General features: G+C 38.2%; 8 protein-coding genes. 6 read left to right on the plus strand and 2 right to left on the minus strand.

From position 1 onward, the window contains the following. Positions 1 to 217: 217 nt before the first annotated feature. The 6 genes from NG809_RS07730 (at position 218) to NG809_RS07755 (ending at position 10,522) form a co-directional block, all read left to right on the plus strand. The gene (locus NG809_RS07730; RefSeq protein WP_262149492.1) at positions 218 to 820 is read left to right on the plus strand and encodes a hypothetical protein; all 603 of its coding nucleotides are present in this window, start codon (positions 218 to 220) and stop codon (positions 818 to 820) included. 313 nt (positions 821 to 1,133) lie between these two features. Further along, positions 1,134 to 3,977, plus strand: coding sequence for a hypothetical protein (locus tag NG809_RS07735; protein WP_262149493.1), 2,844 nt, complete (start codon positions 1,134 to 1,136; stop codon positions 3,975 to 3,977). 66 nt (positions 3,978 to 4,043) lie between these two features. After that, complete coding sequence (locus NG809_RS07740) at positions 4,044 to 4,613, plus strand: hypothetical protein (RefSeq protein ID WP_262149495.1); 570 nt, start codon at positions 4,044 to 4,046, stop codon at positions 4,611 to 4,613. A 750-nt stretch (positions 4,614 to 5,363) separates the two neighbouring features. Beyond that, positions 5,364 to 5,969, plus strand: coding sequence for a hypothetical protein (locus NG809_RS07745; RefSeq protein ID WP_262149496.1), 606 nt, complete (start codon positions 5,364 to 5,366; stop codon positions 5,967 to 5,969). A 342-nt stretch (positions 5,970 to 6,311) separates the two neighbouring features. After that, the gene (locus tag NG809_RS07750; protein ID WP_262149497.1) at positions 6,312 to 9,890 is read left to right on the plus strand and encodes a hypothetical protein; all 3,579 of its coding nucleotides are present in this window, start codon (positions 6,312 to 6,314) and stop codon (positions 9,888 to 9,890) included. Positions 9,891 to 9,952: 62 nt separating this feature from the next. After that, entirely contained in the window at positions 9,953 to 10,522 is a 570-nt protein-coding gene (locus NG809_RS07755) for a hypothetical protein (RefSeq protein ID WP_262149499.1), read from the plus strand. Positions 10,523 to 10,980: 458 nt separating this feature from the next. Here NG809_RS07755 and NG809_RS07760 read toward each other — a convergent pair whose 3' ends face one another. Continuing rightward, on the minus strand, positions 10,981 to 12,267 hold the full coding sequence (locus tag NG809_RS07760) for a citrate synthase (protein ID WP_262149501.1): 1,287 nt from the start codon (positions 12,265 to 12,267) through the stop codon (positions 10,981 to 10,983). A gap of 85 nt (positions 12,268 to 12,352) precedes the next feature. Further along, positions 12,353 to 13,645: a phosphopyruvate hydratase gene (gene eno / locus NG809_RS07765; protein ID WP_262149503.1), complete on the minus strand. Its 1,293-nt coding sequence runs from the start codon at positions 13,643 to 13,645 to the stop codon at positions 12,353 to 12,355. Positions 13,646 to 13,655 lie beyond the last annotated feature (10 nt).

Consider the following 13,655-nt stretch of genomic DNA (forward strand, 5'->3'; position numbering starts at 1 on the left):
AAAACTAAGACCAAGACTAAAACCCCTTACGAACACTATAAATCAACAAGTTACATTAAAGATAAAATCAATTGAAAATTTGATTGGTTGTCTTCTAAATTCTCTTTAAAAAAAAGACAACATTTGTAACAGAAAACACACACTCAAATCAAGAATAAAAACAGCTCTTCAAAATAGAGTTTTTTTTATGCGAGTATTTTTATCTTAAAACCAAATGATGACTAAAACCATACAGCGAAAATTATTTCGTCAGCTTTTTCCGGCTACAAACAGAGTTTTTTTCTGTTTGGGCTTACTGGTTCATCTCTGTACCTTGCATTTTGCCAATACACCTGCAAAAGAAAAAAATCTCGTAAAAACCGATTCTATAACTATAACAACTTCCGGCATTACAGGAAAAATCTTCCTACAAGGTGGTGCTTATATTTGGAAGTCAAAAAAAACATCGTCCCTAACTTCTTCGTACAAAAAAGAGCAGAAAAAAGAATCTCTAGCGCTATCAAAAAAAACGAGGTCTACAAACCAAACAGAAACTCCTAAAAGGCAAAACGACACCATTGCAAAAGGCGATGAAAAAGTACTTGTTCCCTCAAGGTCTTCGGGAGTTTCATTTTCTGAAAAAGCACAAACTGAAAGCCTGGTATTACAGGACAACTCTTCAAATGTGCTTTTAACCAGTGTAAACACAAACTTTTCATTTATCTATACTTTTTTAACAGAAAGAAAAGCCGGTTTTGAGCTTCCTATAGATCCTGAGCTGGCACCTTTTGCACATATTTTCTGTGTGCGACCTCCACCGGGGTTGAGTAAGAGGGTTTGAGTCCTTCGACAGGCTCAGACAATGGGTTAGAGAGGTGAGTGCAGAGAGGTAAACTTCTCACAGTTAGGTTCTACTGCATAAGTTTCTTACCTCCGATTCTACTTTTAGATTCTCATTCTTCTCTAAAGGAAGAGTGCAGAATAAGAAACCGAAATTTTATAAAAAAGAAAGCATAAAAAACGGCTTTCCGGCTTTTGGCCTTCTTCAGATGAAGAGGGTAAGGAAAGGGCTGGTTTTAAATTAATAAAAAGGGCTGGGCAGGCTGGAAATTACAAGCCGGTACAGCATCTAAGAATAGCAATAATTATATACGATGAAGAAAAACAAAACAATTGAAAATCTCGCAAAATGCTGCTTTTCCCTTGCACTTTTTGTCTTGACGCACAGCATGGGATTTGCACAATGCACTAATAACGGCATACGTCCTGATGATGGTTTCACGGTACTACCATGGAATTCAGCTTGTAATGGCAGCAACAATGGCTACTTGCAATTAACAGGTATTACAAGTTCGTCAAATGTACAACCTACTGCAAACAGACCATATTCTGTAAGAATTTTAACTGCAATAGGAGGCGGAATTCATCCGAGCTATCCTACACCTTTTACGATTCCGGGGAATGCTACCAACTTTGACATTACCAATTTACCGGCAGGAAATTACGTAATAGACATTGTGGATGCTTGCGGAAATACAAGTGCCGACAAAGCAGTAACCATCGGACAACCTGCAAATCCGGAATTTTCTATAAGTACGGTAGATATTATCCGGAGAACCACTTCTCCGGGCGGAACCTGCGGAGATACCTTCCTTATCAAAACACGAGTGGACAGAGCTGCAAACGGGCAAACTTTATCCTTAAATTTTACCAACGGAATTGGCGGAACATTTACACCAACTCCAAGCACTGTTACTATCCCAAGAACATTTAATACCAGTACTAATTTCAGCGATTTTATTTCGGAAGTGCCTGTTGCTTTTTTTAACAGCGGAGCTATAACTGCAAATGTGAGTAGTGATTTTTGTGGTAGACCTGTGCAACATAGAAATATTTCATATCCACCGAATTTTCAAGTAACAGGAACAGGAGCGCAAGGAACTGTTCAATCTACAGTAAATCCATGTTTGCAGGGTTATAACATTAGCAGATATCTTCGATATGGTACTGAGCCGGTTTCTGTTTCAATTTCAGAAAACGGAAATCCGGGAGCTGCTTTGGATATTAACGGAAATATTTTAACTTTTACCTATCCTTTAGGAAGTAACTGGCAAGATCCTATTTCTATTTTTAGTGGATTAAAATATGATGTCACTTACACCATTACTTACACAGATGCTTGTGGTTTAACACAAACTGAAACATTAATGGTTTCTTCTCCAGCAGTTGCTACTGCAGGTTTCACAGGTTGCGCAGGATCTGCTCCTTTTGCACCATTCATTGATGATGCAGGCTCATTACATGTCAATTTAAGCAATGCTCTTACAAAGTCTTTCCCGATAACATTCACAATCAATAGCGGACCATCTACCTGGACTTCTACTTTGGGAGATACTATTGTAAATGTTCCTCTCACATATCCTCAGGTTTATAGTTTTGATGCTCAAAGTTCAAACGGAACTTACCAATTGGGAACCAATATCAACATTGGAAATCCTTTAAGTGATAACGCCGCAACCAGAGCAAAACAATTTGCACCGGGAACATACAACATCACTTACACCGATGCTTGTGGAAGAACAAATACCTTTTCTACAACGATAAGCAATACCTCAAGTTGTATCATAAACAGCAGTACAAGCTATAAAATCAGCAACTGTAATTACACCAACGGAAATGTGGATTTAACTTATACTATTGCGCCAAACAACAACGTAAGAAGAGCCCTTTATAAAATAAACAGCGATGCCACTGAAACTTTCATAGCAACATTGAATGGCTCTGCTATCCTCCCACAAATTTTCACAAATGTAGAACCGGGAACTTATAAAGTGCGGTTTGGTGGTGTAAGCGGAAACAACAAAGCAGATTATCCCGGAATTGGTGGTTTAAATGGAATCCCAAGACTTGCCGGAACCAATTATATTTACGAAGAGACCATCGTAGTTGCACCTGTCACTACACTTACTTTGAGCAGTCTTGCTTCTTGCAACGGTTCTGTAAACGGAATTGCAGCAGGTGGTCAAGCTCCTTACACTTACACGCTTTACAATGCTGCAGGAACAACCGTGGTTCGTCCAACTCAATCAACAGGTTTATTTACAGGGCTTACTGTGGGTACAACCTATCAAATTCAGGCGACAGACGAGTGTGGGAGAACATTTAATCAGTCAATCACCATAATAAATGACTTACCAACCCCCCAAATTGGAACTGTTGTTCAAACTTCTTGTTCAGGAGCAAATAGTGTTGAAGTCATAAATCTACCATCAGGAACATGGACATTAGTTGACAGTTTTAATAATTCTGAGATTACGGCGAGTGGTATAACATATATGCTTATAAATCTGCCTCAAGGAATACATACATTTCATTTAAAGAATAATGTAGGATGTACTTCTGCTGCATCTGCATCTGTTACTATTAATGCCCCATCTACTGTTGCAAATTTAGTAATTACTAACCCAGCTGCCGTTTGTAGTCCCGCTACTATTGATTTGACAACTTCAAGCATAACTGTAGGAAGCCAAACGGGACTTACATTTACTTATTATACAGACGTAGCTGCGACAATGCCTTTGGCAAATCCAAATGCAGTTTCTGTTTCGGGCACTTATTATATTAAAGGAGAAAGCGGAGCGTGTAGCTCAATAAAGCCTTTGGTGGTGACTGTTAACAACTGCTTCTGCTACGAAAACCCAGGAACTTCAACAACATCTTCGCCTGTGAAACATGGTATCACGGTACTTGGAAGAGCAGGAGCAGAAAACGGAAACTGGCCGATGCTTAGAAATTCTGCCTACACCGCATTAGAAAGTAAAACGAAAGGTTTTGTGATTACAAGAAATGCAAACCCTGAAACCTCTATCACACAACCTGAAGTTGGTATGATGGTTTTTGATATTGATGCCGATGCAGGTAAAGGATGTCTGAAGATCTACATGGGATCAGGAGCCGGAGAAGGATGGAAATGTTTCAACACCCAAACTTGTCCTTAATTTTAAACTAAACCTTCACTATTCCCTCTTCTATATGAAGGAGAAAGTGAAAAATGAATTACTACAATGAAAAAAATATTAATTACAATAACACTGGGTGCTTCTCTTATAACTTATTCTCAAATCAGAATCGGAGGCACTAACTCTATTACCGGACTAACGAATGACACATCTGTTCTTCTGGAATTCGGCACAGACAACAACAAGGGAATAATTTTACCTTATGTAGAAACAGTTCCTACGGGAGCAAACAACTCTAAAGGCGGAACAATGATTTTTGATGTTTCTGCAAATGGACAATACAAAGTAAAGGTCAAAAACGAAAATTCCGGATGGACAGATCTAAGCGGACAATCCGGATATTCTACCGCTGTTGCCAATATTGTAAAAACACCGCAAGCATTATTGACAGATAATCCAGAAGCGAAGGCAATAATCGGTAATTCCAGTACAACCACAGAAGGGGTTTTGGTTTTAGATTCGCCAGATAAGGCAATGATTTTACCAATTGTGTCTGACTACACAGCCATAAAAGATCCTTCCCCAGGAATGATTGCTTTTCTAAAAGGTACCACTTCAGATAAGCACCGCCTAATTGTTTTCAACGGGGTACAATGGAGTTTTTGGAAACCATAAACAAATAACCAATTCAGTTAACCTTCGGCATATGCGCTTTTGGAGTGTAATACAATATTCAACCGCCGAAGGTTTTTTAAACGGATAAAATAATCAAGAGAATAATTTCAAAGTTATAGCCACTTTTTTCATAACATTTCTGATACTTATTCGATAGACGTGTTTATAAATTGTGTTTTTATAAAACAAAGGCAGAGAAGCGCAGCGATCTTACATTAAACTACGGCTATAACTAATTATTTAATATCTGCCTAAGTTTTCATCTTAGGTGTCTTCGGCTGGATCATCAGCCGAAGTTTTTTTTTTGAAAACAACGAATCTGTTTTACGTAAAAGTTGATTACAAAATGATTTACCAGTCTTTTTTATCACAATATTATTCTGGAATTTAAAGCATTTTCAAAAATCTGTTAAATCACAAGGATGTGCTTCTTTGTATTTTTTTTGATATCAGCAGATTAGTCAAGTAGAACAGTATTCTCTTTATATGTGTTTATCCTTTCAGCAGTTCAGTGTAGCGATGATCTCAGATACTATATTGCTTTAATGTGATGCACAGTAAAGAGTGATATCTTCATTCAAAAACAAAAACATTAAAACATTAAAATCCGGAAATCGCAGATCTCTGCATAATAAGTTTGTTTTATCAAACAAAAAAAGATATTTTTGCACCCAAACACAATCAAAAATTAATATTAAAAACCAGGAATATACCACTGGTACTATAAAATATTAATTACGAACACAATTGATGCGAAAAGTTAGTTCAGACATCCTATTCTTCGATGTTAGTGACGATCTGCTACATAAGACCTGGTTTTATGTTGTTTTATTTGTGTGTATCTGTTCGCCTACGGTATTATCAGCTGAATTTTCTTCTTACACCTCAAAAAATATTGCTGCAAGTGATTCTTTACAGACTTCTTCGTCAAGTAAAGGCATCATTACTTTGCAGGGGGCTGTTACATTAGTCGATTATACGGTTCCAGTTACTGAAAAGACTTATTTTTCGAAAACACGCATTGATAAGACTCCTACCACCAGGAAAAGGCAGAAATTTACTGTAGAAAAGATAAAAATTAACGGTAGTCAAAATCTAAAAGTAAAAAATTCTTTTAAGGATAAATACAAAAGTTCTCCATCTACATTTCTATACTCTTCCCCAATTTTCAAAAACGCAATTTCAGTAGCGCAACAGGTTAGATTGGCACTGGAACCTCTTGATAAAATTTCTATTTATATATACTCCATCTTCAAAGAAAAAAATAAATATAAATCTATTGATGGCGAAAAATACCAGGTAAACTTCAATACATTTTATACGCGGCCACCTCCTTTTTTTGGAAAATATGTATGACTGCACACACATCTCCTTAATCAAATAAAAATCTTATCACTTTTATAGTTTTGCTACAGGAAATTTGTGATAGTGACATCTTTTGAACCTGGTTAAACTACACATACTGCGATACAAGAATTGATCCTGCTGCACTTTTAACTAAAGACAGGTATCGGAGAATTGTATTAAAAGGTTTGCGAGGTCTAAATTTCTCACAATTTAAACTATTCATTTGGTTTTTTTAACAGAGGTGGGGAACAATCTTAATTCTGCTCATAATGATGAAAGTGAAGGCATTACATATTTGAAAATGATTACAAATGATTAAAAAAATACTAAAATAAAAAATACAAATACACAATGAGGAAATCAATAATTTGGTTTGCAGCCTGTCTCTTCCTGCTATTCTCGGAATATGCGAATGCGCAATGCGATACAGCTGGAAACGGAAATTTAAGCACGGTGACTACCGCCAATACATGTAATGGAAACGGATCCATTACGGCTACATTTACCAATAGTACAAACGCTGCAATACAGCTAATAAAGGGAGGTTCAATACTTCAGTCGGTAGTGGCTCCTACGAGCCCTTATACTTTTACAAATTTACAGGCAGGATCTGACTATGAAATAAAGATAGTCTGCTCTGAGAATAATTCTGTAGTTTATTCTGCCAACTCAGGCGTAACCATAGCACAGAATTATAATCCTATATCAAATGCTGACATCAACATTTCAAATGTCTGCACTAGCTTTAGTACTGGAGGAAGGTTTACAATCAGCAACGTTACAGGAGGTAATGCGCCCTACCAATATTCAGTTGTTTTAAATAATGAAGCAAATTATGCTGATGCATTAAGTTCATATTCAGCCAGCAATGCGAAAGATGTTACGGAGTTTGGAACTTACCAGATACGTATAAAAGACGCATGTAACAATTACTCTACGTTTACTCGTACTATTTCGCCAAATCTTCCCGCTTACAGTTTTAACTGGAGACCTAAGAAAATTTGTGGAACCAATACTGCGGAGGGCTACTTCTGGTATGCCAATACAACAGGCGCCAGCTCAACGACTCTTACGGACGGAAACATCACATCCTCGGGAGGAGTAAAACTTTTGATTAAAGCTGACAATGCCTCAGGTGCAGTTCTGTTTAACGGAACGTATACTGGCGCTCCCTTTGTATATACTGAAAGTCCAACCCATGTCTACTATGTGGAGGCCACAAATTCATGTGGTTTGGTAAGCACTTATACACATAATCTCAATGGAGGAGATTATCCCGAATTTGATAAAATTAAGGCTGTGGCATCCAATGCTGGATGCGGAGCTTCATCAACAATGATAATTTCTGCAGATACTAATATTTCTTATTGGAGATATCCCATCACGGTATCAGTAAGAAGCCAGCCCTCAGACACAGAAGTTTACATTAATTCTTCTGTTGCAGAATGGTCTTCCTGGTCAACTCCTGGTTTACCTTTAGGTAACTATTCAGTTACATATACAGATCAGTGCGGAGAAAGTTTTACAGAATATGTTACAAACCCTTCATCGGCTGGCACAGCGGTACTAAGTGTACATGATTTCAGAAAATATCACTGCGGCTCTATCGGACCGCTTACACAAACAGGAACAACTCAGCTCCTGGTGAAAATTGAAGGATATCTTCCGGACAGAGCTAATGCTGTTGTAACCATTACAGCAGGACCTTCAAATGTGGGGGTGAATGCAAATATGATAGATAACCTGTATTGGGGGTGGACAAATATGTCACCGGGTAACTATACTATATCCTATACATCATGCGGAGTTACGAACACTGCAAATGTCAATATTCCTTCCTCTGGTGGACACTTACTGACGCAAAGCCTCAGTTCTACAGCTAAGTCTTTCTGTACACAGGGTGGAACGATAAATTCTAATAAAATTTACACGGGAGCATATTCAAATTCTGTACAGCTTTTAAATGCTTCCGGGACGGTAATCGATACAAATGCTACCGGTATTTTTAACAATATTCCTGCAGGAACTTACAGTACAAGGCTTCGCGTGAGCTCATGTAATGGTAACGTGTATTATGTTGCAGGAAATACAGTCACTATTACCAACCAAACCACAGGACCAATGATTTCTGCCTCGGTAGGAGTGATTTGCGAAGACGTCAATAGTAACCCTTTGGCTACGGGTACTGCATACATTGATCTTAGTGGTGTTGCACCTTATACCTTACAATACAGACCACAAGGCGGCACTGCTTGGACAACCATTTCCAATGCGCCGTCATTCAATGAAATATCCGGCCTTACCGCCAATACCATTTATGATTTTCTTCTTTCTGACGGTTGTGGTGGAAGCTACAGCACAAGCATTCAGATTAAGACTATGGGTGCCCTCAGTACAGTTACTAATGCTCAGCCTTGTAATAATGCGCCATATGAACTTTCGATGCCTTACTATGCAGGAGCAATATACAGATGGACTAACAGTGCAGGGACAGTAGTTTCAAACAGCCGATTTTATTCGATTGCAAACTATACCAACGCTTACAATGGTTCGTATACCTGTCGAATTACCTGGTCAGACTGTGTGACCAGATATGCAACTGTAATCTTAAACAGTATGCAATGCGGACAGCCACTCAACAATTGTGGTTTAACAGATACTGACGGTGACGGTATAGGCGATCTATGCGACGCCGATGATGATAATGACGGTATTTTAGATACAGACGAATGCACTGTGGATTTGGTTGCCACCTTTGCGCCAAATAACTTTACAAGTGTAGATTCTTCGGTACCAGGCTCAACATCAAACAGCAACAAGTTTTTAACCATAAGACCTTCTGATTTCGGATTTACAACCTTGGGAGCAACAAATGTAAGCGGAACACATGATTACAGCAGCTTCTTCGGATTGCCTACGGGCTCTGTAATCGTAGAAGTTACCCACGGAAATGTGCATCCAACAGCTAATACCTTTTACACAACAGCCCTCACAGATAAAACGAATATTAAATTTAGAGGTTCAGTAGGACAATTCGTAACGTTTAATCATGGTATGCAGTATATAGGTTTGCAGGAAAGAGGTTTTGAATTTGTAGGACAAACCATCAACGGTATTACTCCCTTCACTGTACAGCCAACAGGGGGGAATTGGGTAAGTGGAAGTACTGGACAGTATTATTATGTGAGACATACAGTAAATTCAACGGAAAACGCACCGCTTTTCATGGCAACGGCTAACAGCCAGATAATGAACAAAGAAGTTATTGTTTCTACCAATAATATGGAAGTAACAAACTACAGCACCTATTTTATCTCTATTTTTCCTGAGTGTGATACAGATAAAGACGGCATTCCAAACAGATTAGATCTAGACAGTGACGGAGACGGCTGTTCTGACGCGATGGAAGGAGGTGCCGCAATTAACAGTACTCATCTGGTAACTGCCGGAGGTATAACTGCCGGAGGGAGTACTGGTGTAGACGAAAATCTTTGTGCAGGCGGAACTTGTGTGGATGTAAATGGTATCCCTCAACTATCTCCAGTGCCTGCAGGATACAGTAATACAGCAGGTCAATCTGCAGGTGATTCGCAAAATGCAACGGTAAACAGCTGCTTCTGCTACGAAAACCCAGGAACTTCAACTATATCTTCACCAGTAAAACACGGTATAACGGTGATGGGAAGAGCTGGTGTTGACAGCGGAAACTGGCCCATGCTCAGAAATTCCGCTTACACTGCACTGGAAAGTAAAACCAAAGGTTTCGTAATAACAAGAAACGCAAACCCTGAAACCACTATCACAATGCCTGTAGTAGGTATGATGGTTTTTGATACTGATGCTGATTCCGGAAAAGGATGTCTGAAAATATACATGGGATCAGGTGCGGGAGAAGGATGGAAATGCTTTAATACACAGACCTGTCCTTAATTATAAATTAATTCTTCGCCTTCCCACAAATCTATTGGGAGGGCGAAATAAAAATTATTAAAATGAAAAAAATATTAATTACATTAACACTTTGTCTTGCTGCAGTATCCTATTCTCAAATCAGAATCGGAGGCAACAACGCTGTAAACGGACTAACTAACGATACGTCTGTTCTCTTGGAATTTGGCACTGATAATAATAAAGGAATCATTTTACCATATGTAGAAACAGTTCCCACCGGAGCAAACAGTTCTAAGGGTGGAACAATGATTTTTGATGTTTCTTCCAACGGACAGTACAAAGTAAAAGTTAAAAACGAAAACTCAGGTTGGACAGATCTTAGCAAAGAATCCGGATATTCCGTATCTGTAGCAAATACAGTAAAAACACCTCAGGCGCTCCTAACAGATAACCTTGATGCAAAGGCAATCATTGGCAACTCCAGCACTACTACAGAGGGAGTTCTGGTTTTAGATTCGCCAGATAAGGCTATGGTTTTACCTATTGTTTCTGACTTTACAGCCATAAAAGATCCATCACCAGGAATGATTGCTTTTCTAAAAGGTTCTACTTCAGATAAACACCGTCTTATTGTTTTCAATGGGACTAAGTGGACCTTCTGGAAACCTTAAAAAGTCGCTAAATTAATAGATCTTAGGCATGTCTATTTTATGATAATATATTCATTTCCCGAAGGTTATAATAAAAATTTAAAAATTGATTTTAAAGGTACAGTTATCTCTATACGACATTTTACTTTTCTATCTGACGAAAGTATTTAAATTATATTTAAAAGTCAGATGATCAAAAGCGTAGAGAGCTTAAATAATAAAACCTGAGCAGGACAATAAATCCTTCTTTATGCTCATCTTAAAATTACTTCGGGCAGTTAATTTGTCCGAAGTTTTTTCTGAAAGATACCTCATATTACAATTTTGATTATTAATCTATTTTTTTTAAAAAAAAATGGAAAAAAAAGGTTTCACATCAAATAGACTCAATGAACTGGTACAGTAGAATTTGAATATTTAAAATCAAAAAATCCCAAAGCAAAAACTTTGGGATTTTAAATGTATTTGATAAAACAATATTATCTGTTTGAAATATCGATGTAATCTCTTTTTTGAGCTCCTTGGTAAACCTGTCTTGGTCTCCCGATTGGGTCTCCTTTTAATCTCATTTCTTTCCACTGAGCGATCCATCCTGGAAGTCTTCCCAATGCAAACATTACGGTAAACATTTCTGTAGGAACTCCCAATGCTCTGTAAATTATACCCGAATAGAAATCTACGTTTGGATATAATTTTCTTTCGATGAAATATTCGTCTTCAAGAGCTACTTTTTCTAACTGCATTGCAATATCCAAAGCTTTGTCTTCAATTCCTAGTGCGGCTAACAAATCGTCAGCAGCTTTTTTGATGATTTTTGCTCTTGGATCGAAGTTTTTGTAAACTCTGTGACCAAAGCCCATCAAACGGAAGCTGTCGTTTTTATCTTTCGCTTTAGCAACCCATTTGTTGACGTCTCCACCATCTTTTTCGATCAATTCAAGCATTTCGATAACGGCTTGGTTTGCGCCACCGTGAAGTGGACCCCAAAGTGCCGAAATACCGGCAGAAACTGATGCAAAAAGACCTGTGTGAGCAGAACCCACCATTCTTACAGTAGATGTAGAACAGTTTTGCTCGTGGTCAGCGTGAAGGATTAATAATTTATCTAAAGCTTCAGTTACTACAGGATTGATTTCAAACTCCTCGTTTGGTAGTCTGAAAGCCATTTTGTAGAAATTCTCTACATAGTTTAAGCTATTATCTCCGTGGTTTAATGGTAAACCTAAAGTTTTTCTGTAAGTCCACGCACAAAGGTGAGCGAATTTAGCAATAAGCAATTCAGCAGCAAGATCCATCTCTTCTTTAGACTGTACGTTAACCGCTTTAGGGTTAAACGCAGTTAAAGCAGATGTCAATGTAGATAAAACTCCCATTGGATGAGCAGAACGAGGGAAAGCATCGATGATTTTTTTCATCTCCTCTGCTACGAAGTTATATTTTTTGATGTTACCGTTGAAGGTATTGAACTGCTCTTCAGTTGGCAACTCACCGTGTAACAACAGGTACATTACTTCTGTAAAGTTTGACTTCTCAGCGATTTGCTCGATAGGATATCCTCTGTAGAACAACTCTCCCTGATCTCCGTCAAGATACGTGATGTCACTTAATGTAGCACCTGTATTTTTGTATCCTAAATCTAAGGTAATAAGACCCGTTTGGTCTCTTAATTTTGAAATATCTATTCCTCTGTCTCCGATTGTACTATCTACGATAGGAAATTCATACGAATTACCGTCGTAATTCAATATAACTTTGTTGTCTGACATTATTATAATATTTTATTTTAAATTTCTTAAAAATACACAAAAAAACAGCAACCAAAAAATAGTATGCTGTTTTTTTTAGATTTTATTATCTGTTAATCTTAAATGCGTCTAATCCAGGGAAATAAGCTGTATCGCCCAAAGCTTCCTCAATTCTTAGTAATTGGTTATATTTCGCCATTCTATCTGATCTTGAAGCTGAACCTGTTTTAATCTGACCGCAATTCATTGCAACCGCTAAATCAGCAATTGTAGAATCTTCAGTTTCACCCGATCTGTGAGACATTACTGATGTAAACTTGTTGTGCTGAGCCATTTGTACAGCAGCCATAGTTTCAGAAAGAGAACCGATCTGGTTTACTTTAACCAAAATTGAATTTGCAATTCCTTCTTTCACACCTCTTGCCAGTCTTTCAACATTGGTTACGAACAAATCATCACCAACCAACTGTACTCTGTCGCCGATTTTATCAGTTAACATTTTCCAGCCTTCCCAATCATTTTCCTGCATACCGTCTTCGATAGAGATAATCGGATATTTGTTTGCCAATTCAGCTAAGTAAGAAACCTGCTCGCTGCTTGAGAACTGAGGCGCATCAGCAGTCTGGAATTTTCTGTAATCGTAAACTCCGTCTTTGTAGAATTCTGAAGCTGCGCAATCCAATGCAATCATTACATCGTCACCCGGCTTATAACCAGCTTTTTCAATTGCCTGAAGCAGAGTATCCAAAGCATCTTCAGTTCCTGCAAAAGTCGGTGCAAAACCACCTTCGTCACCTACCGCAGTAGAAAGACCTCTTGAGTGAAGAATAGATTTCAGGTTGTGGAAAATTTCAGTACCTTTTCTCAACGCGTGAGAGAAAGAATCTGCTTTTACCGGCATTACCATAAATTCCTGGAAAGCAATCGGCGCATCTGAGTGAGAACCACCGTTGATTACATTCATCATCGGTACAGGAAGTGTATTGGCATTTACACCACCAACATATTTGTATAACGGCATTTTTAACTCAGCAGCAGCAGCTTTTGCAGCAGCCAAAGAAACACCGAGAATAGCATTTGCTCCTAAGCTTCCTTTATTGCTTGTACCGTCTAACTCAATCATAATCTTGTCGATTAAATTCTGATCATACACAGGAAGCCCAACTAATTCCGGAGAAATAACGTCCATTACATTTTCTACAGCCTTAGAAACACCTTTCCCCATCCATTCAGAACCACCGTCACGCAATTCCACTGCTTCATGTTCTCCTGTAGATGCTCCGGAAGGAACGGCAGCACGGCCCATTGCCCCACTTTCCGTATATACATCAACTTCAACTGTTGGATTTCCTCTTGAATCTAAGATCTGCCTTGCGTCTATGTAAGAAATGTAACTCATAATTATTTAT

Source organism: Chryseobacterium foetidum (assembly GCF_025457425.1).
Classification (GTDB): Bacteria; Bacteroidota; Bacteroidia; order Flavobacteriales; family Weeksellaceae; genus Chryseobacterium; species Chryseobacterium foetidum.